Origin of the sequence: Azospirillum brasilense (assembly GCF_001315015.1) — a bacterium.
GTDB lineage: Bacteria > Pseudomonadota > Alphaproteobacteria > Azospirillales > Azospirillaceae > Azospirillum > Azospirillum brasilense.
On sequence record NZ_CP012916.1, the window covers coordinates 168820 to 195130 of the forward strand.

The window sequence follows — 26311 nt, forward strand, 5'->3', positions numbered from 1 at the left end:
AGGCTTTTTCCGGGACCGCCCGAAGAGGTGGCGCTGGCCGGGCTCTATGTGGCCGATGCGTTGCACAGATTGGGCAGCGCATCGGCGCCGTTCGTCTATGCGAGCTTCGTCGGCAGCCTGGACGGACGCATCGCGTTGCAGGACGGCGAAGCGAACCACCTTCCGGTCGAGATCACCAGCGAGAATGATTTCCGCCTGTTCCTCGAACTGCAGGCCCAGGCGGATTGCCTCGTCACCCACGGCGGCTATCTGCGCGACCTCGCGGCGGGCCGGCTGGACGACGTGTTGCAGATCGGGACGCGCGCCGTGGACCGCGACCTCGTGCGGTGGAGGCTGGAGAACGGCTTGTCCGCCCAGCCGGCTATCGTGATCGCCAGCGCCAGCCTCGATTTTCCGATTCCGGCGTCGGTCATTCGGAAAAAGCAGCGTGTTCTGATCGCAACCGGTCGGCAGGCCCCGCAAGATCGGGTCGACGCGTTTTGTGCCCGCGGGTATCCGGTGATCATTGCCGGAGACGGTGCGTCGGTGGAGGGAGCACCTCTGGTCCGGGAACTCGGCACGCTCGGCTTCCGCAGCGTGTATCTGCTGACCGGCCCCCGCATGCTGTCCACCATGCTGCGGGACGGAATGCTGTCGCGGCTTTACCTCACCATCGCGCACCGCGTGGTGGGAGGGGAGAGCTTTCACACCATGGCGACGGGGCCACGGTTGGAGGCCGCCGGCCGCCTGCGCCTGTCCTCGCTGTATTACGACAGTGCGGCGCCGGATGGGGCGGGCCAATGGTTTGCCCGGTTCGAGCCGCTGCGCCCGGCGTGAGGCCGGTGACCAAACTCAAGCCAGTCCGTGATCGGCGGCCTTGTTGAAACGAGCATGCGGGCAGGGGAGACGTGTCTCGCCGCTGCCCGCAGGAAGGTCGGTGGTGGACATGATGAGGCACAGGGCTTCGCCGTTACCACGCCATCAAAGCTGTGCACAGGCGTAGGCGTTGATTTCGGTGCCGACGGCGATCACGCGGATTTTCGGTTTGCGCCAAGTCTTCATGGTGCGCTCCCTTAGTTCTTGGATGGATGGAAAGGACCATCTGCGGTTTTGGTCCTCTTCAGGAAGCCTACCGATCCAATCCTGGTGAGGCCATCCTACGAATGGATAGTGGCAAGGAAAATACGTATGGATTTTTCATGGTCAATGAATGCCGAATTTATTCAGCTCTGTTTGTAATCAGCCTGTCATCCCCGTGGCGATCTCCGAATGCGCGCTTGAGGCCGAATGCTTGATCGTCCCACCATGAGGATGCGCTTCTTCGGACAGACCAGCATGGACCCGACCCGATGATGAGGAATGGTGTTCCGGTTGCGTTGCTTGCGCTTCTGATCGGCTGCGGCACGGCGCAGGCCGAGGACGGTTATCCCACCTATGCCCGCGTCGACTACGTCCTCGGCTGCATGCTGTCCAACGGCCAGGGACCGGACGTCGTGCGCAAATGCTCCTGCAGCATCGACGAGATCGCCGCACATTTCCCCTATGACAGCTACGTGGCGGTGGAGACCGCTCGGGGCATGCAGGAGGCACCCGGCGAGCGCGCCGCGCTCATGCGCGACGTCGGGTGGATCAAGGATTTGCTGAACGAGTTCCGGCAGGCCCAGGTCGCCGCCGACCTGAAGTGTTTCTGAGCGGTCCGGCGGCGCAGGCGACCTTCACGAACCGGAATTGGCGCGGATCGGCCAGCTCTCCTGGAAAATCCGCCCGTTCGAGTCCTCGGCGGTGACGTCCAGCGTTCCCTGTTCTTCCGGCACCAGGGAGAAGTGGATGCTGGGGTCTTCGCTCAACGAAATGTCCGATTGCACGTCGAGCACCGGCGCCCCATTGTAGCGGATGGCAACGGTTTTCACGTAGTGGGCCGGGATGAAGTAGTAGTTCAGCTGGTCGTACTGCATGCCGGTGTAGTTGGGGTGGCTGATCAGCAACTGCGCGGTCATCGGTTTCCCGGCGGTGATGCCGTCGGGCAGGTTCAGCTTCATCTTGCCCATGCGGGCGACGGCGAGCTGGGCGTTCTTCAGCGCCGGCGCGGAGCATCCCCCGGACGCCTTGACGAATTGCGTGGTGCGGAGCAGCCGCCCGTCGCCGGTCTCCGCGACAGCCGTGATGTTGGTGTAGGCGTTGACCCGCAGACGGGTGTCGATCGCCTGCGGGCTGTTGCCGTGGGCGAAACGGAAGGTTGCGGCCATCGGCACCGGATTTTCATCGACGATGAGATGGACCGCGGTCACCTCGACGCCGCTTCCCGGTGCCGTCACGATCCGGACGGGCACGACCGCCGCGTCGTTGGCGCGCTTCGGCGCCTCCAGGCTGAGGAGCGGACCGGCATCCTCGACCGCGCGGCCCGCGAAATACATGTCGCGCAGCATGTCCCAGCGTTCCTCCTGCGGCGAGGCCGCCAGAGCGCCCGCGCTGCCCAGGCACAGCCAAGCGGCGCCTGCCAGCGCGGGACCTGCCAGCGTAACGATGGTCCGGTGCGGTGTGGTCATGGTGTCATTCCCATTCCAGTTCGGCGAAGGCCGCCGTCACGTTGCGCGGGTTGTAGGACTCGAACAGGCGCCAGTGCGGCGCCTCGTCGGCGGCGACCGTTTCGACCGCCTGCTGAATCGTGCCGTGGGCGGCCTGGACTTTGCGGACACCCTCGACGACCCGGCTCAGGTAGCGGCGCAGGTCCCCGGCCGCATCCGACCAGGGGGCCGAGGGCGGGCCGTGTCCGGGAACGACGCGCGCGGCCGGTTCAACGGCCAGAGCGTCGAGGGTGCGCAGCCAGCCGAGGACGGAGCCGTCGATGGCCGGCGCCCGCTCCATGAACAGCAGGTCTCCGGCCCACAGCGTCTTTGTCTGCCGGTCGAGCACCGTCAGGTCGTTGTCGGTGTGGGCCACCGGCCATGCGACAAGGTCGAGCACGCGTCCTCCCAGATTCAACTCCAGACGGTCGCTGACCACGAGTGTCGGCGGGATGATCCGGACCTCCGCGGCGGCGGCGGCACCGACCGCGGCGTCGAACGCCTGCCGGTAATGCTCACCGCGTGCCACCAGGGCCGCCTGGAGGTTGCCGTGGGCGACGAAATCGGGCCGATCGGGCAGGAACGCCACGTTTCCCAGAATATGGTCCGGGTGCATGTGGGTGTTGACGATGTAGCGGATCGGCAGGTCGGTGTGGACGCGGATCGCCTCACGCAAACGATGTCCCACAATCGGCGAGCCGCCGCTGTCGATCACGGCGACCGCGTCGTCCCCGACGACGAACCCGCAGTTGGCGATGTCCCCGGCGTTGGCCGCGTCGGTTTCCTCATGGCGGCCGGCGTGCACGAACACACCGGGGGCGACTTCGAACACGGGCAGAGGATCGGCCGTCGCCGGGGCCGCCCAGAGCAGCCAGACGAACAGCCAGACGCCGGCCAGCGCCGCGCGCGTGGACGGCCGGAGGAACGTGGCCGCAGCAGCCATCGTCCGGTCCTGCATTGTGTTCAATCGGGCAAGTATGAAACCGCGTCGGCAGAACCGGCAACCGGGCAAAGGTGTTTGTGCGGCGCACCGTCAAAGGCCAGCCAGCCGACGCTGACGGCGGGGGCGAACCATCCCGTGCGCTCCCGCAAGGCCGGCGCCACCGGCAGATGCGCTTCGAAGTCCCGGTAGGCTGACCCCCGGCGTTCGGCCAGACGCCGCACCAGGAACCGACCGACCCCGGCGCCGACGAGCGGCGGCGCGTCCGCCATCAGGCCCCGCGACAGCACCTGATCGAGCGCATCCTCGATCTGGCGAAGCTGGCGTTCCGCGAGATGGCCGGCGAGGCGGAGGGCCTTCGGCAGGCCGCCTAGCTCCAGGTCGTCGCCGACCATCCGCAGCAGGCGCCGCGCGCTGGCCGCGACGCCATGGTCGCGCCCGTCTGCCGTCGGGTGCTGGTCGGCGCCCTCCGGCAGCGTCCCAGTCAGGCGGTGAACGTCGGCCATGGTCGCGAACAGCTCCGCCATCAGCGCGCGCCGGCCTCCGCCATAGGGAACGGTGCGGGCAACCGCCATGACTGGGGTGCGCACGACGCCGGTGTAGACCAACTCGCCGCTGTCCAGCCGCTCGGCGTCGGAATAGCCGGCATGAAGCGGACCGCTGCCGACGAGTGGGACGATGTCGGTCGTCGTGCTTCCGACATCCAACAGAACGCCGTCGCCGCCGGCCGCGGCCAGCAGCGCGGTGGCGTACCAGTTGGCGGAGGCCACCGCCTCCGCGCAGTCGGGCGCGGCATCGACCGGCACCAGCCCGCGGGGACCGGCGAAGACGCTGAGTGTCGTGGCGGGCAGGGCGGACCGCAGCGTGGCGGCGATGCGGCGTACGCCGTCGGCGCGGTCGTCGAACAGGTCCGCCAACTCCCCGGTCATCGTCGCGGCGACGTGGCAGGGCTGGCCCCAGCGGGCAACCACCGCCGCGACGGCCTGTTCCAAGCGGCCGAGGCCCAGCCAGAGCGGGCAGGGCCACTGGTCAAGGTCGCGGAGCGTCCCCGTTTCGTCGAACAGGGCGGCTTTCAGATGCGCCCCGCCGATGTCCAGTCCGATCAACGCGCCGCCGTCCATGGCTCACCCCTCAAGTGTCAGAAGGATCGGTTCGATTCGCGTCACCGGTGGCGGCGGGATCGGCGGGTCACGCGACAGATCCAGCACTGCGGCGGCGACGTTCAGCCCCGTCGCGCGCCGCATACCCACGGAAGAGGTGGTGAGGCGCGGATTGACCTCGATGATCGTCGGCCCGTCAGGACCGACGATGACATCGACGCCCACACAGCCGAACAGGCCGGGCAGCGCTACCGCAACGCCCTGCGCGAGATCGGTAAGGGCGGGGGACAGCGCCATCCCGCCGACGATTCCCCCGCCGTAGGAGAAGCGGCCGCCGGACAGAGAAACGTTCTGGCGGTTGGCGGTCAACGGCCACGCTCGTCCATCGCGGCAGAGCATCGACAGGCTGGCCGGCGTGCCCGGCTGGAAGGGCTGCACCACAAAACCGCTCCGATCCGCCTCGGCCAGCCAGCCCCGCCAGTCGGCATGGTCGCGGATCAGCCGGGTGTCGATGCAGCCGGCTCCGTCGTCGGGCTTGACGACCCAGGGACCGTTCCCCGGCGGCCCGTCCGCGACGACGGCCCTGACCCGCCAGACCGGGACGACGGGCAGGCCGGCCGCCGCCAGCAAGGCCGCGGTCGCCGCCTTGCTGGACGCGACGGCCACCGCATCGGCGCGGCTGTTGAGCAGGTGGCGCCCGGTCACCTCGACCGTGCGGCTGAAGCGCTCCAGCGCGCCGTCGGTTTCCGGGGCGATCGGCCAGACGCCGTCCGCCTGCCGGGCGAGGTCCTCCCAAAGCGACCAGGACTCGCGCGGGTCGGTGATGGTTATGCTGCGCACGGGAGACGCGAGCGGCGGAAGGCGGGCGTCACGGGTGACCGTCACCTCCACCCCCGGCACCTCCAGCAGGTCGGCCAGCAGGGCGTGGAGCATCAGGTTGCCCTCGCGGGCGAGGCTGGCCGGGATGGCGGTGTCCGGGGGCATGCCGCCGCCGGTCACGAATTCACAGACCAGGATGTGCATTCTGTCCGCCGCCATGCAGCCAAGGGAGGGCGAGATGTTCCACGTCGTTCCGGTGATCGACCTGAGGGAGGGCGGCGTGGTGCATGCCCGTCGTGGCGACCGCGGCCGCTACCCGCCGCTGCGCTCTTTGCTGTGCGCCGGCAACGACCCTGTGGCGGTGGTCGGTGGCCTGCTCCGCCTGCATCCATTCCCGGTGGTCTACGCCGCCGACCTCGACGCCATCCAGGGCACCGGCGACAATCGGCCGGCGCTGGCGCGGCTGAAAGCGGCTTTTCCGGACGTCGGGTTCTGGGTCGATGCCGGGTTCCGCAGCGCCGACGCCGTGCGCGGCTTTGTCGCGTCGGGGCTCGGCGACGCGGTGCTCGGCAGCGAGAGCCTGGACGGTTTCGCGCCGTTGACCGCGCTGAAGGCCAGTCCGGCTTGGGAGCGTGTGATTCTCTCGCTCGATTTCCGCGACCGCTTCGTCGGGCTGCCGGACCTGTTGGAGCGTCCCGACCTGTGGCCGCGGCGGATCATCGCCATGACCCTGGCCCGCGTCGGATCGGGCGAGGGGCCGGACTGGAGCCGCCTCGCGGAGATCGGCCGGACCAAGCCGCAGGCCAGCCTGTTCGCCGCCGGCGGGGTGCGCAACGGCGATGACCTCCGTGACCTTGCGGCGCACGGCAGCGCCGGCGCCCTGGTGGCGACGGCGCTGCACGACGGCCGCATCGGCGGCGCGGATCTGGATGCCCTGAGCCGGTAAGCGGGTCACGCGGCGAAGGGATGCTTCACCTTGTCCTTCTGGCTCATCAGGTCCTGCGCGCTCGGGAAGCTGGCGACCGCGCGCTCGATGGCCTCCTTGGTGGCGCGGTAGTTGTAGTCCTGGATCTTGGCGTTGTCCTTTGCCTCCCAGTGGATGAAGACGCCGACGCAGATGAAGATGTTGTCGATCTCGTCCTGCGGGATGGTGCCTTCCGACACGCAGTCGGCCACGGCCTTGGCGACGGCGTGCTGGGCCGGGCCGAACATCTGCACGGCCTGTTCCGCGCCCTTGATGGTGACCTTGTTGAACAGGATGGTCGCCGGTTTGCACATCAGGTTGGGTGCGACGACCGCGAGCAGGGCGGTGAAGCCGTCCTTGTTGTTGGTCAGCGCGTTGCAGAAGGCCGTTTCCACGGCGCTGCCGCGCGGTCCCATGATCAGGTCGATGTGGGCGACCTCGTTCCCATCACCGACCAGCGATTCACCGACGAGCACGCGGTTGATCTTGGTGGACTGTCCTCCCCACATCGGCATGTCCTTTCTCCCTAGTGTTGCCGGCGCCCTTCGCGGAGCGCGTCTTTTCGAAGAGCATCCGTTATGACGGGTGGCTGCGGGATTGCATGAGCCAGAGCGCAAAAAGGCAACCCACGACAATATCCGCGGTCGTTCCCGGGTTGACGCCATTGTATTTGAGGTCCCGGTCCAGTTCCGCCAAGCGCGATCGCGTTAGCGTGAATGCACGATCCGGGGCCGTATTTTCCCTCAATTCCGAAGCCCGTGCGCGTAACCATTCAGAACGCTCCCGCCCGTATTTTCGGATGACATGGCTGTCGGGCAGGGTGGCGAGGAATTCGACATAAATCATTTCCGTGGCCTGCTCGAACTCCGCCCCGGCCTCCAGCCATCGCCGCAGGCTCGGCACGCCGGTGTCGAAGACATCCGCGAAGCCCGTCGCGTATTGCCGGGCGATGGTGTCGCGGTCCTGCGCCTCCCGCATGGCGTCGAGCAGGGTCACCCGCGCCGGGGCGTGCACGTCCGCCCCCTCCACGCGGCCCAACCCGGCGGGTTCGGCCAACGTGATCGCCTGGAACGCCAGATCGGCATCCGCCACCGTCAGGCTGGCGAGGACATGGCCCAGCCGCTCGCGCAAGGGGGCGTTTCCGGGCATCAACGCGGCCTGGGCCAGCGGTGCGGCCAGCAGCAGGATGCCAAGGTTGGTGTTGCAGCCGACCGCTTCCCGCGTGGCGCGGACAGCGGCGTGCAGTCGCTCCCCGACGCTCAGCCCCGGCCACGCGAGGATGGGCGCGGTCGCCTCGGCGCTGGCAAGGAACTGGTCGACGGTCATGCCGTGCCCCTCGGCATGGATGTGGACGTTGCCGGGCTTCAGTGCGCGCAGTTCCAGATGGCAGGCGGCGCGGTAGGCGCCGGCGACGCCGGAGGCCGGATCGGGGGGGATCGGCGCCCAATCAATCATGTGCCCGCCGATCATGCGCCCACCCGCTCCACGAAGTCGGCGGCCAGGGCGTCGGCGATGTCCACCGCGCTGACCCGTTGCAGGCCCTGCCACGCCGGCATGCTGTTGACCTCCAGCACCAGCCAGCGATCCGCACGGTCCTGGATCAGGTCGACGCCAGCGTAGCGCGCGCCGACCGCCGCGGCGGCGCGGACGGCGAGCGCGGCGGCCTCGTCGTCGGCGGGCGCAGCCTCGCACGTGGCCCCCTGATGGACGTTGGTGATCCAGTTCCGCCCATGCCGGGTCATCGCGGCGACGGCGTGCGCGCCTACCACGAAGACGCGGCGGTCCCACCATGCGCCTTCGCTCCGCGGCGGGATGAAGGGCTGGAGGTAGTAGACTCCGCCGACCGCGTCGGCGTCGGGCAGCGCGTCGGGCCCGCCCAGCCGTTGCAGGCCGCGCCCCTGCGCGCCAAACAATGGTTTCAGCACCTGATCGGGCGCATGGTCCAGGATGTGCCGGGCCGGTTCGGCCTCCTGCGTGGCGAGGGCCGGCGGGGTGGGCAGGCCGGCGCGGCCCAGCAGGAAGCTGGTCATGCTCTTGTCCACGCAGCGCTCGATGGCCCGCGCGTCGTTGCAGACCGGCACGCCGAGGTCGTGTAGCGCGTGGAGCACGCCCAGGCGCAGCGTCACCTGCTCGAAGCTGCCTTGGCCGACCGCGCGGACGAACACGCCCGCCGGCAGCGTATCCTCGAAGCCGGGGATCAGCAGGCCCGTCGCCGTGTGACCGACGGCGATCCCGCAGCGCCGCGGCGAGACGCAGCGGCAGGGCAGGCCGCGCGCCTCGATGGCCCGGACCAGCCGCGGCGTGTGCCAGTCAGGCCGTTCGGTGAGGATCAGGGCGACGCGCTCACCGGACATCGCGGAACGAGCGCTCCACGAGGTCCGGCGCCAGGGTTCCGCCGTGAAAGCTGCGCCCGCTGTCGATGGCGGTGACGGTCACGCGTGCCGGACTGAACAGCATGGGATCGATGGCGTAGAAATCCCCCTTCGCCGCGGCGAAGACCTCCGCGAAGGGGCGCCCGTGGTCCCGCGAGGCGGAGGAGGGCAGGCGGTGCGCCAGATCCTCGGCCTTGCCGTCCGGGCCGGCGACGTGCAGATGGACCGTGCCGCCATAGAGGATCGCGTCGTTGGTGCGGCCCATCGCGGTGAGGAATTTGCCGCCGGGCGGGGGAAGCGGCGCCATGCCGATGCCGTCGACGACGCGATCGAGCGGAAAGCCGAGGGCGTGCAGCTTGTGCAGGGCGACCTCCAGCACGCGGGCGACCACCTGGGTGGCCCCGGCGAGGCTCTGCGTCGGGGTGAGGACCAGAGTCAGCCGGTCCGCGGCGATGCCGCAGGCGGCGGCGATGTGGGCGACCAGTTCGGCGGGCGGCAGCGCCGTCGCCTCCATGATGAAGGCCGCCGCGTCGGCGGTGTCGCGGTAGTCCAACTCGTCGAACAGCGCCTCCTGCCGGGCCAGCGCGCGGCCGGGACCGGAGCCCAGCGCGAAAAAGGCGCCCTTGCCGCTGCCGTGGCTGAGGCTCCAGCCGGCATATTGGCTGCCGAGACAGGCCAGGACCGGCTGCGCGCTGTGGACGGTGACTCCGAACGGCCAGGACGGCGGACCGGGGACCGGGCCAAGTGCCACCCGGCCAAGGCCGCCCATGCACAGTTCGGCGATGCGTCGCCCGGCCTCCAGCCCGCCGGAATGGCCGATCCCGGCATCAATGACGCAGGCCCCGCCGACCCTCTCGACGCCGAGGCGAAGCATCGGGGCATCGGCCACCAGCCGTTCGACCAGCGGCGCCGACAGCGCGGCGAGGCTTGGGCGCGGATCGGACGGCGTTTCCGTGGTCATCACTGCATCTCCATCGCGGCGAGGGCCGCCAGTTCGCGTTGCCGCCGCTCGGCATGCCGCCGTGCCGAGGTGGCGCTGGGACCCTCCCCGAACACCGTGCAGACCGGCTCGCCGCGCCCGATCATGGTCGGCGGCGCCGGCCGGTCGGCGGTCCAGGCCGGCCAGCGCCGACCGGCCTCGATCCGGGTGGGGACGTCGGCGTAGAACACCAACGCAGCCCGACACCCCAACAGTACCGGAAGTTGCTCGGGCAGGCGCCCGCCGCAGGCGTCGAGGTGAAGGCCAAGCAAAGGCGGCATCGGTGGGCGGTCGAAGACGTCCAGCGTCGCGCCCGGTCGCGGGTTGATCTCCAACAGATGAAGGTTCGACCCGGTCACCAGAAAATCGGCGCTGTTCAACCCCACCAGCTCGAAGGCTGCTGCAAGGCGGGTGATCATGGCGGGCAAAGTCCGGGTCCAGCGCTCCGGACAGCGCCACGGCCCGGCTGCGCCGCCGTAGCGATAAGGGCTCTCCGGGGTCGGCGCGCACCACTGCCGGCTCAAACCGATGATGACCGCGTGGGCGCCGTCCGCGAGGAAGAGGACCGACAGGGCATGACCGGCAACGCGGCGCTGGATGTACCAGCCCGGCTTGGCTTTACTGTCCGTCGCGGGGGTGATGTGCGCGCCGCCGCTGCCGCCGATCCGCTTGCTCAGATGGTCGCCGGGTGATCCGTCCCAGGCCGGCGCGACCGGAGGATGGGGAATGCCGAGCCGGGCCAGGGTGGCGGCGAAGCGGAACGGGTCCTTGACGCGCGCCACCACCTCGGGCCGGTTGCCGAGCAGCGGACGGCCCTCCGCGAGGCGCGCCAGCAGAGCCGGGTCGTCCTCGAAGCCTGCGCCGTAGACCAACGGCAGGCCACGCAGGTCAGGCCTCGCCAGGGCCTCGCGAAGGGGACCAGACTCCAGGCGCAGACCCTCGGCGGGCAGGCGCAGGCAGGGCTCGGCAAGCTGCTTGGTGTCCAGATCAGCGAACAAATCGATGGCCGCCGGCCGCCAGCCGGCGCGGCGGGCGGCGGCGGCGAGCGCCCGCGCTGACAGGGCGGCGACGACGATGTCCGGCCGCTCCACCACCGGGTCAGCCGGCGATCCGGCGGGCGGCGTCGTAGGCATCGCAGAAATCCAGATACTCCGCCGACTTCGCCGCGGCGAGGCGGGTCAGCAGGGCGTGCTGCACCCGGAACTTGACCGCGCCGACCGCCAGCGCACCGACGCCGACGCCGCGGCCGCCGGGAAGCGGTGTGCCGTTGTCCTTGGGGCCGACCCCTTCGATCCCGGACGGCGGAACCGCATTGATGTCCGCCGCGACCAGCAGGCGCCCCGCCGCGGCGAGGTTGCGCGCCGACAGGATCTGCATGCCCGCCCGCCCGCAGCCGAACACCACCTCGGCATCAGCGAGCAGCGCCTCCCGCGCCGCGTCGTCGGGTGCGTCGGCGCAGGCGAGTTCCACCCCGAAGCGCCGCCGGAACTCGGCGGCCTTCGGCTCGACGCCCGACAGGCCGCGGTGGCTGACCAGTGTGACGCGCGCGCCGGCGAGGGCTGCGATCACGGCGGCGATTCCGCCGACCACGCCGGTTGCGCCGAACACCTTGAGGGTCAGCCCCTTGATCCCGTCCGGATGGCTGCGGCGCAGGGCGCGCTCGACGACGGCGACCATGGCGCCGGCCGTCGTGAAGGCGCCCGACGGATCGACCATGACCGAGATGGTGAAGGGCGCGAACATGGCCTTGCGGGCGGCATCCATCATGTCGAGCGCCAGCACCGCGTCGCGCCCGCCGATGAACAGCCCGGTGCGCGCCGCGTTCGCCGGGTCGCGGGAGAACATTGCGTCCTGGGTGATGCCGGCGACCTCCTCCAGCGCGACGCCGGTGTAGGGGAACAGCGGCCCCATGCCGGCGTCCGCCGCCATGTTGACGTCGAAGGCGCTGACGTGCTTCAGCGGCGTCAGCATGTGCAGAACATAGGGTGCGGCCATCGCGCGCCTCCCGCTTGGCTCGGGTGTGAGGGGTCACGAAGCCCGCAGCACCACCCGGTCGGTGGTGGATTCCAGCGTCGCGCCGTCGTTGCGGCCACGGGCCAGATGGAAGTCCAGCGCGGACCCCGCCCAGCGGTGCCGCGCCTCTGCCAGCAAGGCCTCTGCCCGCCGGGCGTCGCCGACGATGGCGAAGCCGGTCGGCCCCCAGGACGTTTGCCCGACACCGGGAATGCCCTCGGCCTCCAGCCACGCCAGCGCCTCGGCCACCAGGGGGCTGGTGAAGCGCCCGCCCTGGACCGGGGCGAAATGGTCGCCCACGGTGCGTTGCAGCTCGCCCACCGCCCGCCCGAAACGGTCGGCGTCGCCCTCGATCAGCGCCGGAAGCGCCGCCATGACGATCAGGCGGCAGAGATGCCCGGCCCGCTCCGCCGGAAAGGGCGGCAGCGCCTTGAAGGCCTGCAACTCGGCGGTGCCGTGCAACCCCTGGCCGTCGCGGTGCAGGATCAGCAGGACGCGCCAGGAGTCCGGAAAGGGCAGACGCGCGACGATGGGCGGCGGCGCGTCGTCCGGCCCCCGGCCGCCGTCGAGGATGACGCCGCCCTTCTCGAAGGCGCCGATCCCGATGCCCGAACGGGCGCCGCGCTCCAGCTCCGCGGCGAGGCGGCGGACCGTCGAAGGCCGCCCGTGCAGATGCGCGAGCGCGGTGCCGACCGCCAGACCGAGCTGGGTGCCGGACCCCAACCCGACATGCTCGGGAATAGCCTCCTCCACCGTCAGTTCGGCGCGGGCCGGCCAGCGGAAACGGTCGCAGACCGCCCGTGCGGCCTTCAACGCGCGCTCCGCCGATGGGCCGCTCGCGCACAAGCGGTCGGACGGGCGCACCCGCAGCGTCGTTGCCATCCCGTCGAGCGTCAGCCCCAGGCTGCCGAAGCGGCGGCCCAGGCCGCCGTTCATGTCGAGAAAACCCAGATGCAACCGCGCGGGCGCCGTGACCCGCAACTCCCTGATTTCATCGACGCCGAGTGGCATGAGGACCTCACTCGCTTAAGGAAAGTTGCGTCGTTCTTTTGAACATGATAATCTTTCGTTAAAGAAAGACCCCGATCCAATAGTATATACCTCTTCGGGGTGAGGACTGTTCGGTCGCTTCGGGGAGGAAGACATGACCGCGGTTCAGGAAACCACCTATTCCGATACGGAAATCGTTGAGCGGCTGCAGCAAATATTGCCGCGGTGGCGGTTCGAGGACGGCTGGATCCGGCGGAAGTACAAGACGAACAGTTGGAAGGGCACCCTGATGGTGATCAACACGGTCGGCCATCTGGCCGAGGCCGCGTGGCATCATCCGGACCTCACCGCCTCCTACGCCTGGGTCGAGGTGCGGCTGAAGACCCACTCGGCCAAGGGCATCACCGACAAGGATTTCGACCTCGCCCGCAAGATCGAGGAGGTCGTCCAATGGCAGCCCGCCCGCGACGGCGGCGCGCTGGAGGGAACGCCCCGCGACGATCCGCGCTTCGCCTACATCAAGTACGACTGACGGCATGGCGAGCGAGCGGCCAACCCCTCCCGTCGCGCGGCCCGTCGTCCATCGTGACGTCGTGTGCCCGTTCTGCGGCCTCGGCTGCGACGACCTGACCGTCGAGGAGGAGCCGCCGTCGACGCTGGCGGTGCGCTCCACCGACTGCCCGGTCGCGCGCGACCGCTTTTCCCGGACGCCGTCGGCAGAACCGCCGCGCGTCGCGGGCGTCGCAGTGCCACTGGCGGAGGCGGTGGAGGCCGCGGCGGCGGTGCTGGCGGCGGCGCAAGCGCCCCTGGTGGCCGGGCTCGGCACCGACGTCGATGGAGCGCGGGCCGCCCTGTCGCTCGCCGAACGGCTGGGGGCGGTGGTCGATCACGCGCTGTCCGACGGGCTGTACCGAAATCTGGCGGTGCTCCAGCGCACGGGCTGGATTGCGACGACCCTGGCTGAACTGCGCAACCGCTGCGACCTTCTGCTGGTGGCCGGTCCGGACCCGGCGGCGCTTCATCCGCGCCTCTTCGAACGCTGGGTGGCACCCACGCCGGCCTTCCAGACGCCGCCATCGCGGGAGGTAGCGTTCCTGTGCGGCGAGCCCCTGGATGCCACGCGGACCGCGCTCTCGAGGATTCCCGTCACCGTCCTGCCCGGTGATCCTGCGAAGATTGGGGACGCGGCGGCGGCGCTGGCCGCGGCCTTGGCCGAGCCGTCGCGTGTTTCGGGAGCCGCCGGCATCGCGGCCGGCGACATCGCCGTCCTGGCGGAGCGGCTGCGCAAGGCGCGCTACGCCGTCGTGGCCTGGGCCGCCGCTGCTTTTGCAAGCCCGCACGCCGACCTGACGGTGGAACGGCTGGTCGGTCTTGTGCGCGACGCGAACCGGCACACACGCTGCGCCGGTCTGCCGCTGGCCGGGTACGACAATGTGGTCGGGGTCAATCAGGTCTGCACGTGGCGCTTCGGTGTGCCGCTGCGCACGTCTCTCGCCGGAGGGGTGCCGCTGCACGATCCCCACCGCTTCGCCTGGATGCGCTATGCGGATGTGGCGGACACCGTCGTCTGGGTGTCAGCCTTCCGGCCGGAGGTGCCCACCTTTTCCGCGGGGCAGACCGTCGTCGCCCTGGCCCCGCCGGGAACGGTTTTTACCGACGAACCGGCGGTGTTCATCCCCATCGGCACGCCGGGCATTGACCACCCGGCCCAAGTCTTCCGCAGCGACACGGTGGTCGCCCTACGCGCGCGGGGCCTGATCGACCGTGGCTTGCCGGATGGCGCAACCGTCCTGAAGGCCATCGCCACCGCCCTGCCGCAGGAGGCCCCCGCATGCTGACGAAACTCGCCGGGGGGCGTATTTACGATCCGGCCAACGGGCGCGACGGCGCGGTGGGCGACCTGTTCGTCCGGGACGGGCGGATCGTCGCCGATCCCGGACCCAGCTCGGCGCCGGACGAGGTGCACGACCTGACCGGGCGGGTCGTGATGGCCGGCGCCATCGACATCCACAGCCACATCGCCGGCGGAAAGGTCAACATCGCGCGCCTGCTGATGGCGGAGGAGCATCGCGCGGCAGCGGAGGGGCCTTGCGGATGCGTCGGCCTCGCCACCCCGTCCACACACGCCACCGGCTGCCGCTACGCCCAGATGGGCTACACGGCGGCCTTCGAGCCGGCGATGCTGCCGAGCAACGCCCGCCACGCGCATCTGGAAATGGCCGACATTCCGCTGATCGACACCGGCGGCTATCTGGTGCTGGGCAACGACGACCTGCTGCTGGAGCTTCTCGCTTCCGGCGCCGGGGAGGAGGCGGTGGCCGATTACGTCGGCTTCATGCTGAACGCCACGCGCAGCCTCGCCGTCAAGGCGGTGAATCCCGGCGGCATCAACGCTTTCAAATACAACCAGCGCCGCCTCGACGTGGATGAGAACGGTCCATTTCATGCCATCACGCCGCGCCGCATCCTCACCGCCCTGGCTGGGGCGGTGCAGCGGCTGGGGATTCCGCACCCACTGCATCTGCACGGCTTCAACCTGGGTGTTCCCGGCAACGTCGAGGCGACGCTCGACAGCATCGCGGCGGTCGATGGTCTGCGGCTCCACCTCACCCACGTCCAGTTCCACGCCTACGGAATGGAAGGCGACCGGAAATTCTCCTCCGCCGCCGCGCGGGTGGCCGAGGCGGTCAACCGCCGGCCCAACATCTCGGTGGATGTCGGGCAGATCATGTTCGGCCAGACGGTGACCGCGTCGGCCGACACCATGGCGCAGATGAACAACGCCGGGCTCGCCCACCCGAAGAAATGGGTGATGATGGACATCGAATGCGACGCCGGCTGCGGCGTCGTGCCCTTCCGCTACCGCGACAAGGCCTTCGTCAACGCGCTGCAATGGGCGATCGGGCTGGAGCTGTTCCTGCTGATCGAGGACCCCTGGCGGATATTCCTCACCACCGACCACCCGAACGGCGCGCCCTTCACCAGCTATCCCGAGCTGATCCGCCTGCTGATGGACCGCGATCACCGCCTCGCCCGGATGGCGGAGCTGCACCCGGCGTTGCCGGAACACACCATCCTGGGGTCGCTGACGCGCGAGTATTCGCTGGGCGAGATCGCCACCATGACCCGCGCCGCGCCGGCGCGCATCCTGGGCCTGACCGACCGCGGCCATCTCGGGCCGAGGGCGGTCGCCGACATCACCGTCTACACCGACCGGCCGGACCGCCGCGCCATGTTCGAAAAGCCGGACCTCGTCTTCAAGGACGGCCGGCTGATCGTCTGCGACGGCGTGGTGGTGGCGGTCCTCCAGGGGCGCACGCATGTGGTCGAGCCCGCCTACGATCCAAAGATCGAATCCTGGATGGCGCGCCGCTTCGACGAGCGGATGGGTCAGCGGCTGACGCATTTCCGCATCGCGGAGGAGGAAATCCGCGGTGGCACCGGCCTGATCCGCCACGCCTGCCAGCCCGGAGTTTTCTGATGAGGCTGAACGGCGTCCACATCGAGGACACCTTCGCCGAGGCCTTTCCCATGCTCGGCACGCGATTGGTGATCACCGCGGACACGCCGGACTGGGTCCAGGCGGCGGTGGTCAGCATGACGGGCTTCGCCACCTCGGTCATCGCCTGCGGCTGCGAGGCGGCGCTGGAGCGCGTGTTGCCATCCGATGAAACCCCGGACTCCCGGCCCGGCGCCGCGGTTCTGCTGTTCGCCATGTCCAAGGCGGAACTGGCGAAGCAGGTGGCCCGCCGCGTCGGGCAGTGCGTCATGACCTGCCCTGGGACGGCCTGCTACGCCGGGCTGCGGGAGGGTACCGTAATTCCCCTTGGCAACGCGCTGCGCTATTTCGGCGACGGCTGGCAGATCGCCAAGCGGGTCGGCGGCCGGCGCTATTGGCGCATCCCGGTCATGGACGGCGAGTTCCTGTGCGAGGCGGCCACCGCGGCGGTAGACGGCGTCGGCGGCGGCAACTTCATCATCCTGGCGGCGGACCGCCGCGCCGGACTGGCAGCGGCGCAGGCCGCGGTCCTGGCGATCCGCGAATTGCCGGGTGCCATCCTGCCCTTTCCCGGTGGGGTGGTCCGCTCCGGCTCCAAGATCGGCGGCAAGTACAAGGGGATGATCGCCTCCACCAACACCGCCTTCTGCCCGACCCTGCGGGCGGCGGTGCCGGTCTCGCTGGTGCCGGAGGGGGTGGAGTCCATCCTCGAACTGGTCATCGACGGGGTGAGCGAGGCGGCGGTCGCCGCCGCCATGCGCGCGGGGATCGCCGCGGTGGCGGATCTCGGCGCCGCGGGTGGGGTGGTGTCGGTCACCGCCGGCAATTACGGCGGCAAGCTCGGCCGTTACCAATTCCGGCTGCATGAGGTGATGGCATGAGCGGCATCGTCCTCACCATTCGAGACCCTGCCGGTCCGCCCATCGACATGACCGGCGTCCTGCCCGAACGGCTGGCCGAGGGCGGGCGGGAGGCGCTGGCCGGGCTGACGCTGCTCCGCGGTCGGGAGCGCCATCGGCTGGACGCGCTGTTCGCGCTGGAGGACGGTGGCCCGACCGGCGTCCTGATCCTGCGTCCCGGCGGTGCGGTGCTCGACGGGGTGGGGACCGGCATGACCACCGGGGAACTCCGGGTCGAGGGGGAGTGCGGCGCCTACACCGGCAGCGCCATGCGCGGCGGTGCGCTGAACGTCGTGGGCAACTGCGGCGCCTTTGCCGCCGCCGAAATGTCCGGCGGGCGCCTGCGCATCGCGGGCGATGCCGGGGACTTCCTGGGGGCGCCGCTGGCCGGCGGCACGCGTGGCATGAGCGGCGGCTCCGTCGTCGTCATGGGCAATGCCGGCGACCGTGTCGGCGAGCGGATGCGCCGTGGACTGATCGCCGTCCACGGACGGGTGGGGAGCCTGTGCGGCGCCCGGATGATCGCCGGGACCATCGTCGTCGGTGCCGGTTGCGGACCCGATGCGGGGCAGGCCATGCGCCGCGGCTCCATCCTGCTGCCGCGGGAGCCGGAGGCCGTTCCGTCCGGCTTCGTCGATGGCGGCATGAACGACTGGCTGTTTCTGAAGCTGATGCGGAAGGAGCTGATCGATGGCGGGGCATGGCCCAGTGGATTCCCAACCGCCGGAACCCGTGCCCGGCGCCTTATCGGCGACCGGTCGGCCGGGGGGATCGGAGAGGTGCTTGTTCTTGCGGACGCGTAGCGGGCGCGCACTTGTGAGGCGGGCCGCCGCCCTTCTGACCATCGCCGCGGCGCTTCTGCTCGGGAGCCCGGCGTGGGCCGCCGATCCGCTGGTGGTCCGCATCGGCTATCTGACCCGCGCGGAGGAGCCGCGGATTCCCCAAACCTTCCTCGAACCGGTGTCGGAGGACGAGGGCGTCCAGGGCGCCCGCCTCGCCATCGCCGACAACAACACGACGGGGCGGTTCCTCAACCAGCGCTTCGATCTGGTCGAGGTGACGGTGCCGGAGGACGGGCGCGTCGAGGACGCTGTGCGCGACCTCGCCGGGCAGGGCGTGCGGCTGCTCGTCGCCGACCTGAAGGAGGACGCCCTGCTCGCTGCGGCGGCGGCGCCCGAGGCGGCCGACATGCTGATCTTCAACACCCGCGCCCCGGACGACGACCTGCGCAACGAGCGCTGCCGCGCCAACCTGCTGCATGTGACGCCCAGCCGACGGATGCAGGCCGACGCGCTGGCCCAGTATCTCGCGTCGCGGAAATGGATGAACTGGCTGCTGGTGGTCGGGCGGACGCCGGAGGACGCCGCCTACGCCGACGCGATCCGCGCCGCCGCCAAGCGCTACCGCGCCCGGATCGTCGAGGAGAAGCGCTGGGCCTTCGAGGACGCGAACCGCCGCGTCGACACCGGCCACGTCACCGTGCAGTCGGAAATCCTCACCTTCACCCAGGGCACCGAGCACGACGTGCTGGTCGTCGCCGACGAGGCGGACGGATTCGGCGAGTATCTGCTCTACCAGACATGGCTGCCCCGCCCGGTCGTCGGCACCCATGGGCTCGTCCCGACCGCGTGGTCGCGCGTGCATGAGCAGTGGGGGGCGACGCAGATCCACAGCCGCTTCGAGCGGCAGGCCGGGCGCTGGATGCGGCCGCGCGACTACACCGCCTGGATGGCCGTCCGCGCGGTGGGCGAGGCGGCGACGCGCACCAAGTCCGCCGACCCCGCGGCGCTTGCCGCCTTCGTGCGCGGCCCGGACTTTACCCTGCCGGCCTTCAAGGGGCAGGGCCTGACCTTCCGGGAGTGGGACGGGCAGCTACGGCAGCCGGTGCTGCTGGCCGGGCCGCGGGTGCTCGTCTCGGTGTCGCCGCAGCCGGGCTACCTGCACCAGTTCTCGGAACTCGACACGCTCGGCGACGATCGCCCGGAAAGCCGGTGCCGCAACCGCTGAGAGAAGCCCCGGCAGGGGGCAACCATGGGAGGGAACGTCATGTCGTTAACCGGAGGAGCCGCCCGGATCGGCGCTTTAGCGTTGCTGGGCTTCGCCGTCGCCCAGCCCGCGCAGGCGGACACGATCTTCGTGTCGAACGAGAAGAGCAACACCGTCTCGGTGGTGGACGGCGGTAAGCTGCAGGTGGTCGCCACGATCAAGGTCGGCCGCCGGCCGCGCGGCATCACCTTCAACGAGGACATGACGCGGATCTTCGTCTGCGTCGGCGACGACAACCGGATCGACGTCATCGACGTGGCGACCCAGAAGGTCGTCGATCGGCTGCCCTCCGGCCCCGATCCGGAGCTGTTCGTGCTGGACCCGCAGGGGCACCGGCTCTACGTCGCCAACGAGGACGATAACATGGTCTCGGTGGTGGACATCGCGAGCAAGAAGATCATCGGCGAAATCCAGGTGGGGGTGGAGCCGGAGGGCATGGGCGTCAGCCCGGACGGCAAGATCCTGGTGAACACGTCCGAAACGACGAACATGGCCCATTTCATCGACACGGAGTCGCACAAGATCATCGACAACGTGCTGGTCGATGCGCGTCCGCGCGTCGCTCAGTTCACCGGGGATGGGCGGTTCGTCTGGGTGTCATCCGAGGTTGGCGGGACGGTCAGCGTCATCGACGCGGCCTCGCGCAAGCTCGTTCATAAGATCAGCTTCGCGGTCCAGGGTGTGCCGCGCGAATCCATCCAGCCGGTCGGCATCCAGCTGACCAGCGACGGACAGCGGGCCTTCGTCGCCCTCGGTCCGGCCAACCGGGTCGCCGAGATTGACGTCAAGACCTACGAGGTGAAGCGCTACCACCTCGTCGGCCAGCGCGTGTGGAATCTGGCGCTGTCGCCGGACGAGAAGCGCCTCTACACGACGAACGGCGTCAGCAACGACATGTCGGTGATGGATCTGGAGCGCGGCCGGGTCGTGAAGTCGATCTCGGTCGGCGGCGCGCCCTGGGGTGTGATCGTCAAGCCGTGACCTTATAGCCCTCTCCCCAGAGGGGAGAGGGTTTGAACAGCGGCAGTGATGGGCGATGGAGACGACATGGATTGCTTCGAAACGGCGCCTCCAGACCCGCAAGCCCGTTCCGGCGCCGCGGCGGCGGCCCCGGTCCTGGCGGTCGAGGGGCTGAGCCACAGCTTCGGGGCGCGGGCAACGCTGGACGGCGTGTCGTTCGGCGTTCCCGCGGGGCGGTTCACCGTGCTGCTGGGGCTCAACGGCGCCGGCAAGACGACGCTCTTCTCGCTGATTACGCGCCTCTACAACACCCGCCAGGGGAGCATCCGGGTCTTCGGCGCCGACATGCGCCGGCACCCGGCCCAGGCGCTGGCGCGCATCGGCGTGGTGTTCCAGCAGCCCACACTCGACCCGGACCTGACCGTCATCCAGAACCTGCGCTACCACGGCGGGCTGCACGGCTTGGCGTCCGTCGACATCGAAGCCCGGGCGGGGGAGGAACTGGCCCGCATCGGCTTGTCCGAGCGCGCGGACGAGCGGGTGCGCACCCTGTCCGGCGGGCAGCGGCGGCGGGTGGAGATCGCCCGCGCGCTGCTGCATCGCCCGAGCCTGCTGTTGCTGGACGAGCCGACCGTCGGGCTCGACATCGAACTGCGCCGGCAGGTCCTCGACCATGTGCACGATCTCTGCCGGGAGCGCGGGCTGGCCGTGCTGTGGGCGACCCATCTGATCGACGAGGCGCGCGACGGCGACGGCGTCGTGGTGCTGCACCATGGGCGCGTGCTGGCCGCCGGGCGGGTGGAGGAGGTGTGCGCCGCCACCGGCGCCGCGACCCTGGGCGACGCCTTCGCCCGCCTGACGGCGAAGGGGACCCGGGAATGAACGCGACGCTCCACTGGCGTTGCCTGCGCGCGGTCATCGTCCGCGAGGGGCTGCGCTTCGTGCACCAGCGCGAGCGGTTCTTCGCCGCGCTGGTGCGGCCGCTGGTCTGGCTGGCCATCTTCGCGGTGGGGTTCCGGGCTGTCCTCGGCCTGTCGATCATCCCGCCCTACGAGACCTACATCCTCTACGAGGACTACGTGACGCCGGGGCTGGTGGCCATGATCCAGCTCTTCAACGGGATGCAGAGTTCACTGTCCATGGTCTACGACCGCGAGATGGGCAGCATGAAGACCCTGCTGGTCAGCCCGCTGCCGCGCTGGTACCTGCTGGTCTGCAAACTGCTGGCCGGCGTTCTGGTGTCCATCGCCCAAGTCTACGTCTTCCTCGCTATCGCTTGGTTCTGGGGCGTCCAGCCGCCGGAACTCGGCTATCTCGCCGTGCTGCCGGCTCTGGTGCTGAGCGGGCTGATGCTGGGCGCGCTCGGCCTCCTGCTCTCCTCCTTCATCCGGCAGCTGGAGAATTTCGCGGGCGTGATGAACTTCGTCATCTTCCCGATGTTCTTCGCCTCTTCCGCGCTGTATCCGCTGTGGCGCATCCGCGAGGGCAGCCCGACGCTCGCCTGGATCGCCGGGATCAACCCCTTCACCCAAGCCGTCGAGCTGATCCGCTTCGCTCTGTACCTGCAATTCAACGGACCGGCATTCCTGGCCGTCGCCGCGTGCCTCGCGCTGTTCCTGGGCGGAGCGATCCTCGCCTACGATCCCGGGCGGGGCTTCTGGGCCCGCCGCGGCGGCCCGGCGGAACAGGGGTGACACGACGGGTGGAACCGGCCCCGGCGACCTGCGGTTGATGGCACAGACGACCGTCCGGTCATCCCGCCGGGCGGGCTCGGGTGGAGGAAACGTCATGACGGGACATTCCGACAAGTCTCAGGACCAGCCGCGCGGCGAGAAGAGCGTTCTCGGCAGCGAGCAGGAATTCAAGAAGGACCAACCGCAGGACGCCGGGCGGGACGAGCGGGCGAAGGAGGACATCGGCCGCATGGGCGAAGCGTCCCGCCAGAACCGCGGCACGAAGGACGCGGGTTAGCAGCGCCCGATCGTTCCCAGATTCGTCCAAAATCACCCTGGAGGACAGGTCGATGAAACATCTGCACATCCTGGCCGGTGCGTCTCTGCTGGCCCTCGCGTCGGCCGCGGCGGCGGTTCCGGCGTCGGCCCAAACCACGGGCGGCGCGATGCCTCAGGGCTCCGGAAGCCAAAGCTCCAGCCCATCGACCGGTGCTCTGCCGGACAACTCCCTGGCCGGGCAACGGCAGGGCACCGTCGGCGGCGGGGTCACTCAAGGCGGCGGACAAAGCGGCACGTCCGGCACCTCCATGCCTGACTCGCCGACGTCCGGTGCGTCGGGCGGTTCCACGAGCGGCACCGGCGCTCTGCCGGACAATTCCCTGGCCGGACAGCGGCAGGGCACCATCGGCGGCGGCTCGGTGACGCAGGGTGGCAACGCCACCTCCCAACCGCCGAAGCAGGGGTCCGGGCAGTAGCGGGGCGTGGGTTCAACCGTTGAGGGGCTGTCTCGGGACGGCGTTGCGGACCGCGGCCAGCGCGGCCGGGTCCAGCGCGCCGCCCCGGTCGGCACCGGCGCACAGCGCGGTGCGGAAACCGAGATAATCGGGCGCGAGCGGCAGCAACGCCGGAATGTCGTCCAGGCGCAGTGAACCGGCGAGCCCGGTCAGCAGGCGGTAACCGCGTGCCTGTGCCAGGAAGCGCGCCAGTTCGTCCTTCGTCTTGTGCCGCAGCAACCCGCCGGAGCCCTTTCCCGCAGTGTCGAGCATGGCACCGGCGAAGCCGGCTTTCGCGATGTCGGGAAGCAGAGTGCCGGGGTCGGTCCAAAGATCGGCGAACAGCACGGCGACGATGCGGGTGCCCCGCCGGGCCTCCGGCGCCAATGCCTCGACGCAGCCCACCGGATCGCCGGGGGGAGACAGGCCGATCTTCACGTACTCGACGCCGCAGGCCCAGGTCTCGGCCACGCGCCTCGTCACGGGGGCGGGGTCCATCGGCAGGTCGCCTACGGTGGCGCTCAGCGGTGCGCGGACGGACCATCGGCGGGCTGTGTCCACAGCGTGGGCGATGGCGTCCTGCGGCCATGCCCCGAGTGCACCAGCCTTGGGGTCTTTCAAATCGAGAATGTCCGCACCACCCCGTGCGGCGAGCGTCAGTTCCTCCAGGGACGCGACGCTGGCGAGCAGCCGCGTCATGGTGCCTTCCCCCCGCACGCCCGGTGTTCGGCGATGCGGTCGAGCAGCCAGCCCCACGCCTCCAGCTCGACGGGACCGGCGGTCTTGCCGATGGCGATCGACAGATAGTCGATTTCCCGGTCAATCTTTTCGGGTGGCAGGAGGTGCAGGCGGCTGACCAGAATCGCCCCCTCCACCACGGCGGCCTGCGCCCGGTTGAATCCACGGAACGGACGGTGGGTGACGCGATGCACCGGGCGGCAGTCCAGGCGCGGGCGCACGCCATCGTCCTCCACCGCGGCCACGTCCAGTTCCTCATGCGCCAGCGCCCCGGCGAGCACCGCGCCGCGGATGCGCTCCGCCGGAATGGTCGGCCAGTCGCGTTGCCGCCCGGAGACACAGCCGGCAAACACCCGGACGTCGTCGGTGAAGTTCACCACCGCGCAGCGCGTGGCGAGCAGGTTGTCGAGCGTGCGCGACGGACGGAAGGGGGCCAGGACATAGCCGGTCTCGGTCACCGTGGCGCCCATGGGGGCCACGTGGACGGTGCCCGCCGCGTCGCAGCTCGTGATGATGGTTTCGCGGATGAAGGTCACGTCTCGCCCCCTCCGATGCTGTCCGGCGCGTCCGCCGCCACGCCCCAGCGCAGTTCGTTGTCCTGGCTGTAGCGCTTGCCGAGCTGCCAGGCGATCTGCGCGCGCGCCAGTTCCGCCCCGAGATAGAAGGCGTGCCCCATATCGGTGCGGGGATCGATGTGCGGGAGCAGGGCGAAGGGATCGCCGGCCACATGGTGCCCATCGCGGTTGTAGAGATGGAGCCCCCGCTCCGTCACCTCGATCCGGTAGTTCGGGTCGCGGATGCGGGCGGCGAGGTCGGCCACCTGCTCCGGCGTGCTGGTGAAGGGCTTGCGGTCGCGCAGGCAGAGCAGGGCGTCGCCGAAATTGCGGGGCAGGGCACCGGCCTCCGCGGCGGCGAAGAACTGGCGCCGCGCCGCGTCGAACTCGCGGATGGTCCGGCGGCAATGGGGGCTGACCTGCACCGTCAGGACATGGTCGATGCGCAGTTCGGAGACGACCCCCATCAGCAGCGCGGTCATCCCCGGCGTGTCGGCGTCGGTCAGTTCGGTGACGTTGCCGACCCCCATCAGGATTTCCAGGTCGGGATGGCGCGCCCGGACCTCGCGGTAGCGCAACAGGGAGTCGGTGAAGCCGTGATGGATCGGCTCCAGGATCGGGTCGGCGATGCAGCGGCGTCCCGCGTCTCGGATTGCGTCCAGCGCCCGGTCGAGCGACGGGAGATCGCCCGGCGTGGTGGGGATGACGATGGGCACCGCGTCGGTCTCGCGGGCGACCCAGGCGGTCTCCTCGGTCAGGCTGAGCAGGTAGGAAGCGCCCGCCGCGGCACCGCGCAACAGCTCCCTGGGGTCGAGGGAATCGACGCTGACCGTGTGGCCGGCCTCGCGCAGTGCCGTCACCGCCTCCTCCAGATGGGGGAAGGGATGGTCGGGCAGTCCGCCGAGGTCGATCACATCTGCCCCGTCCGCCGCGAAGCGGGCAGCCCGCTCCAGGATCGCCGGCACGTCGAGCAGCGGCGCCTCGACGATCTCGGCAAAGATCCTGGTGCGGTAGCGGCTGAGATCGAGCGGGGTGGCCTGACGCCGGAAATGCTGGGGCAGATCATCCAGCTCGTCGGGACCGCGCTCGAAGGGCACGCCGAAATGGGCGGACAGCCGGTCGAGGTCGCCGCGGAACCGCCCCGGCAGCAGGACGAGGTCGGCCCCCTCGGTCGAGGCGAGGCGGCGCAGCACGATTTCCGTCGTCGCCAGCGCCGCGACCTTGATGCCGAGATTGACCACGGTGGTTCGGAACTCCAGCGGTTCCAGTGCGGCAAGCACATGGCGCAGGCGCGGTTCGGCCAGTGCGCCGGTCAGGAACAGGACGTGCTTGGGACGCTCAGCCATCGGCGTCCTGTTGATCGACGGGCAGGGCAAGGTGGGTGCCGCACGGGTTGCCCTGGTCCAGAGCCTTGGCGAAGCGCCGGTGATCGTCGCGCGACACGCACCAGACGGCCCCGCCGTAGCGCGCCATGCGGTCCGGCAAGGCCGGATCGACGATGCCCTCCGATACGAGCTGCGTCACGGGGGCCACGGCGTCCGGCAAGGCAGCGGACTTGACGAGAACCGCGCAGGCGGCGCCGAGCGCGCCGGCCAGCCAGACCGCCAGACTGTCGGACGTGACGTCCCAGCTTTCCGCCACGTCGGCGTTGTCCGCCAGGGGAAGGGGCATCCAGACGGTCGGGCTCGGCTGGCCGCGCAGGTCGGCGAGGCTGCGGGCGGGTGTCAGCCGCGGCTCCAGGTCGGCCAGGGCGGTTCCGTACTGCTCCATGGCGAGCAGGGCCATGCGGTGCGCGGCACGGTCGCCGAAGCCGAGCGCCGGCTGGGCGTCGCGAACGGCGTCGGCGAAGGGACCGCCGCCGGGGACGATCACGACCCGCAGGCGCCGCGCCGCGGCCAGGATCTCCAGCCAGCGTCGCAATTCCGGGGCGCGCCACAGGCTGCCGCCCAGCTTCACGACCCACAACGGCGCGCTGCTCATGATGCCGTTCGCGCTCCCTCGGGACGGGAACGCTCGATAACGATGCCGACGCCGCCGGATTCCGGGACGACGTCCAGCTTCTCCACCTGCACCCGCGCGCGGGTCACATCCGGGTTGGAGAAGCACAGCGCGAGGATCCGGTCGCCCAGCGTCTCGACGAGGTTCACATGGGCGCCGTCGCGCAGGGCGCGGATGCCGTCGATCAGGAAGTCGTAGGACAGCACTTCGTCCAGGCTGTCGGTCATCGGCCGGTCGGGCCAGGGCAGAGTCAGCGAGACGTTGATCCGGACGCGCTGCGTGCGCTCCTTTTCCTCGTCCCAGACGCCGATCCGGAACTGGTCCACATAGTCGCGCAGCGTGATGTCGTAGTACCGGACGCGGCTCGCCGCCGGGCGGTACGGGACATAGGAGAGCAAAGCGTCGTCGGCCAAGCGATCCTCCTCCCCGTGTCGGACGAAGGTTGGCTCCC

The 26311-nt window shown here is 70.1% G+C and carries 31 protein-coding genes; 14 read left to right on the forward strand and 17 right to left on the reverse strand.

Annotated features, from left to right (window positions below):
- Positions 1 to 27: 27 nt before the first annotated feature.
- Positions 28 to 816 (forward strand): RibD family protein, encoded by a 789-nt coding sequence (locus tag AMK58_RS22280; RefSeq protein ID WP_236778335.1) that lies wholly within the window; start codon positions 28 to 30, stop codon positions 814 to 816.
- Between the two features lie 144 nt (positions 817 to 960).
- Here AMK58_RS22280 and pqqA read toward each other — a convergent pair whose 3' ends face one another.
- Positions 961 to 1041, reverse strand: a complete 81-nt coding sequence (pqqA, locus tag AMK58_RS31985) for a pyrroloquinoline quinone precursor peptide PqqA (RefSeq protein ID WP_014242213.1) — start codon at positions 1039 to 1041, stop codon at positions 961 to 963.
- 314 nt (positions 1042 to 1355) lie between these two features.
- Here pqqA and AMK58_RS22290 point away from each other — a divergent pair, with 314 nt between their 5' ends.
- Positions 1356 to 1670, forward strand: a complete 315-nt coding sequence (locus tag AMK58_RS22290) for a hypothetical protein (RefSeq protein ID WP_014242214.1) — start codon at positions 1356 to 1358, stop codon at positions 1668 to 1670.
- A 24-nt stretch (positions 1671 to 1694) separates the two neighbouring features.
- Here AMK58_RS22290 and AMK58_RS22295 read toward each other — a convergent pair whose 3' ends face one another.
- Genes AMK58_RS22295 through AMK58_RS22310 form a run of 4 tightly spaced genes read right to left on the reverse strand, consistent with a single transcriptional unit; the run spans position 1695 to position 5606 of the window.
- Positions 1695 to 2525, reverse strand: a complete 831-nt coding sequence (locus AMK58_RS22295) for a quinoprotein dehydrogenase-associated SoxYZ-like carrier (RefSeq protein ID WP_035680326.1) — start codon at positions 2523 to 2525, stop codon at positions 1695 to 1697.
- Between the two features lie 4 nt (positions 2526 to 2529).
- Positions 2530 to 3486: a quinoprotein relay system zinc metallohydrolase 2 gene (locus AMK58_RS22300; RefSeq protein WP_236778336.1), complete on the reverse strand. Its 957-nt coding sequence runs from the start codon at positions 3484 to 3486 to the stop codon at positions 2530 to 2532.
- A gap of 20 nt (positions 3487 to 3506) precedes the next feature.
- Positions 3507 to 4604, reverse strand: a complete 1098-nt coding sequence (locus AMK58_RS22305; RefSeq protein ID WP_079285668.1) for a hydantoinase/oxoprolinase family protein — start codon at positions 4602 to 4604, stop codon at positions 3507 to 3509.
- A gap of 3 nt (positions 4605 to 4607) precedes the next feature.
- Entirely contained in the window at positions 4608 to 5606 is a 999-nt protein-coding gene (locus AMK58_RS22310) for an ATP-grasp domain-containing protein (protein WP_079285676.1), read from the reverse strand.
- 34 nt (positions 5607 to 5640) lie between these two features.
- Between AMK58_RS22310 and AMK58_RS22315 the strand changes: the two genes are divergently transcribed.
- The gene (locus AMK58_RS22315; RefSeq protein ID WP_035680334.1) at positions 5641 to 6348 is read left to right on the forward strand and encodes a HisA/HisF-related TIM barrel protein; all 708 of its coding nucleotides are present in this window, start codon (positions 5641 to 5643) and stop codon (positions 6346 to 6348) included.
- A 5-nt stretch (positions 6349 to 6353) separates the two neighbouring features.
- On the opposite strand, the gene fae is transcribed toward AMK58_RS22315, so the two are convergent.
- From fae to AMK58_RS22350, 7 genes are all read right to left on the reverse strand, one after another.
- The gene (fae, locus tag AMK58_RS22320; protein WP_162471583.1) at positions 6354 to 6881 is read right to left on the reverse strand and encodes a formaldehyde-activating enzyme; all 528 of its coding nucleotides are present in this window, start codon (positions 6879 to 6881) and stop codon (positions 6354 to 6356) included.
- Positions 6882 to 6942: 61 nt separating this feature from the next.
- Positions 6943 to 7836 (reverse strand): triphosphoribosyl-dephospho-CoA synthase, encoded by an 894-nt coding sequence (locus AMK58_RS22325; protein WP_199228229.1) that lies wholly within the window; start codon positions 7834 to 7836, stop codon positions 6943 to 6945.
- Entirely contained in the window at positions 7833 to 8720 is an 888-nt protein-coding gene (locus tag AMK58_RS22330; RefSeq protein WP_035680336.1) for a RimK family alpha-L-glutamate ligase, read from the reverse strand. Before AMK58_RS22330 ends, AMK58_RS22325 begins: the two co-directional genes overlap by 4 nt.
- The gene (mch, locus tag AMK58_RS22335) at positions 8710 to 9699 is read right to left on the reverse strand and encodes a methenyltetrahydromethanopterin cyclohydrolase (protein WP_059399476.1); all 990 of its coding nucleotides are present in this window, start codon (positions 9697 to 9699) and stop codon (positions 8710 to 8712) included. Before mch ends, AMK58_RS22330 begins: the two co-directional genes overlap by 11 nt.
- Positions 9699 to 10850 carry an ATP-grasp domain-containing protein gene (locus AMK58_RS22340; protein ID WP_236778337.1) on the reverse strand — a complete coding sequence of 384 codons (1152 nt, stop codon included), beginning with the start codon at positions 10848 to 10850 and terminating at the stop codon, positions 9699 to 9701. The genes mch and AMK58_RS22340 overlap by 1 nt, the downstream gene beginning before the upstream one ends.
- On the reverse strand, positions 10816 to 11712 hold the full coding sequence (locus AMK58_RS22345; RefSeq protein ID WP_059399477.1) for an NAD(P)-dependent methylenetetrahydromethanopterin dehydrogenase: 897 nt from the start codon (positions 11710 to 11712) through the stop codon (positions 10816 to 10818). The genes AMK58_RS22340 and AMK58_RS22345 overlap by 35 nt, the downstream gene beginning before the upstream one ends.
- Positions 11713 to 11745: 33 nt before the next feature.
- Entirely contained in the window at positions 11746 to 12741 is a 996-nt protein-coding gene (locus tag AMK58_RS22350; protein WP_035680351.1) for a beta-ribofuranosylaminobenzene 5'-phosphate synthase family protein, read from the reverse strand.
- A gap of 133 nt (positions 12742 to 12874) precedes the next feature.
- On the opposite strand from AMK58_RS22350, the gene AMK58_RS22355 reads away from it, so the two are divergent.
- The 11 genes from AMK58_RS22355 (at position 12875) to AMK58_RS22405 (ending at position 22552) form a co-directional block, all read left to right on the forward strand.
- On the forward strand, positions 12875 to 13252 hold the full coding sequence (locus AMK58_RS22355; RefSeq protein ID WP_035680354.1) for a 4a-hydroxytetrahydrobiopterin dehydratase: 378 nt from the start codon (positions 12875 to 12877) through the stop codon (positions 13250 to 13252).
- A gap of 4 nt (positions 13253 to 13256) precedes the next feature.
- Positions 13257 to 14558, forward strand: a complete 1302-nt coding sequence (locus tag AMK58_RS22360) for a molybdopterin-binding domain-containing protein (RefSeq protein WP_059399478.1) — start codon at positions 13257 to 13259, stop codon at positions 14556 to 14558.
- Positions 14552 to 16201 carry a formylmethanofuran dehydrogenase subunit A gene (locus AMK58_RS22365; RefSeq protein WP_035680360.1) on the forward strand — a complete coding sequence of 550 codons (1650 nt, stop codon included), beginning with the start codon at positions 14552 to 14554 and terminating at the stop codon, positions 16199 to 16201. Before AMK58_RS22360 ends, AMK58_RS22365 begins: the two co-directional genes overlap by 7 nt.
- Entirely contained in the window at positions 16201 to 17100 is a 900-nt protein-coding gene (gene fhcD, locus AMK58_RS22370) for a formylmethanofuran--tetrahydromethanopterin N-formyltransferase (protein WP_035680363.1), read from the forward strand. Before AMK58_RS22365 ends, fhcD begins: the two co-directional genes overlap by 1 nt.
- On the forward strand, positions 17097 to 17921 hold the full coding sequence (locus tag AMK58_RS22375; RefSeq protein ID WP_035680366.1) for a formylmethanofuran dehydrogenase subunit C: 825 nt from the start codon (positions 17097 to 17099) through the stop codon (positions 17919 to 17921). The genes fhcD and AMK58_RS22375 overlap by 4 nt, the downstream gene beginning before the upstream one ends.
- Before the next feature lie 13 nt (positions 17922 to 17934).
- Positions 17935 to 19125, forward strand: a complete 1191-nt coding sequence (locus AMK58_RS22380) for an ABC transporter substrate-binding protein (protein ID WP_035680369.1) — start codon at positions 17935 to 17937, stop codon at positions 19123 to 19125.
- 39 nt (positions 19126 to 19164) lie between these two features.
- Complete coding sequence (locus AMK58_RS22385) at positions 19165 to 20145, forward strand: PQQ-dependent catabolism-associated beta-propeller protein (RefSeq protein WP_035680371.1); 981 nt, start codon at positions 19165 to 19167, stop codon at positions 20143 to 20145.
- Positions 20146 to 20211: 66 nt separating this feature from the next.
- Positions 20212 to 21006: an ABC transporter ATP-binding protein gene (locus tag AMK58_RS22390; protein WP_175424488.1), complete on the forward strand. Its 795-nt coding sequence runs from the start codon at positions 20212 to 20214 to the stop codon at positions 21004 to 21006.
- Positions 21003 to 21818, forward strand: a complete 816-nt coding sequence (locus tag AMK58_RS22395) for an ABC transporter permease (RefSeq protein ID WP_035680373.1) — start codon at positions 21003 to 21005, stop codon at positions 21816 to 21818. Before AMK58_RS22390 ends, AMK58_RS22395 begins: the two co-directional genes overlap by 4 nt.
- 94 nt (positions 21819 to 21912) lie before the next feature.
- Positions 21913 to 22095, forward strand: a complete 183-nt coding sequence (locus AMK58_RS22400) for a hypothetical protein (RefSeq protein ID WP_035680375.1) — start codon at positions 21913 to 21915, stop codon at positions 22093 to 22095.
- A 52-nt stretch (positions 22096 to 22147) separates the two neighbouring features.
- Positions 22148 to 22552: a hypothetical protein gene (locus AMK58_RS22405; RefSeq protein ID WP_051140753.1), complete on the forward strand. Its 405-nt coding sequence runs from the start codon at positions 22148 to 22150 to the stop codon at positions 22550 to 22552.
- A 12-nt stretch (positions 22553 to 22564) separates the two neighbouring features.
- Here AMK58_RS22405 and AMK58_RS22410 read toward each other — a convergent pair whose 3' ends face one another.
- From AMK58_RS22410 to AMK58_RS22430, 5 genes are read right to left on the reverse strand one after another with little or no spacing between them, the layout of a single operon-like run.
- Positions 22565 to 23269, reverse strand: coding sequence for a (5-formylfuran-3-yl)methyl phosphate synthase (locus AMK58_RS22410; protein WP_035680378.1), 705 nt, complete (start codon positions 23267 to 23269; stop codon positions 22565 to 22567).
- Positions 23266 to 23844 carry a DUF447 domain-containing protein gene (locus AMK58_RS22415; protein ID WP_035680380.1) on the reverse strand — a complete coding sequence of 193 codons (579 nt, stop codon included), beginning with the start codon at positions 23842 to 23844 and terminating at the stop codon, positions 23266 to 23268. Before AMK58_RS22415 ends, AMK58_RS22410 begins: the two co-directional genes overlap by 4 nt.
- Positions 23841 to 25208, reverse strand: coding sequence for a DUF6513 domain-containing protein (locus tag AMK58_RS22420; protein WP_035680382.1), 1368 nt, complete (start codon positions 25206 to 25208; stop codon positions 23841 to 23843). The genes AMK58_RS22415 and AMK58_RS22420 overlap by 4 nt, the downstream gene beginning before the upstream one ends.
- Complete coding sequence (locus AMK58_RS22425; RefSeq protein WP_051140754.1) at positions 25201 to 25842, reverse strand: amino acid kinase family protein; 642 nt, start codon at positions 25840 to 25842, stop codon at positions 25201 to 25203. The genes AMK58_RS22420 and AMK58_RS22425 overlap by 8 nt, the downstream gene beginning before the upstream one ends.
- Complete coding sequence (locus tag AMK58_RS22430; protein WP_035680384.1) at positions 25839 to 26273, reverse strand: dihydroneopterin aldolase; 435 nt, start codon at positions 26271 to 26273, stop codon at positions 25839 to 25841. Before AMK58_RS22430 ends, AMK58_RS22425 begins: the two co-directional genes overlap by 4 nt.
- Positions 26274 to 26311: the final 38 nt, after the last annotated feature.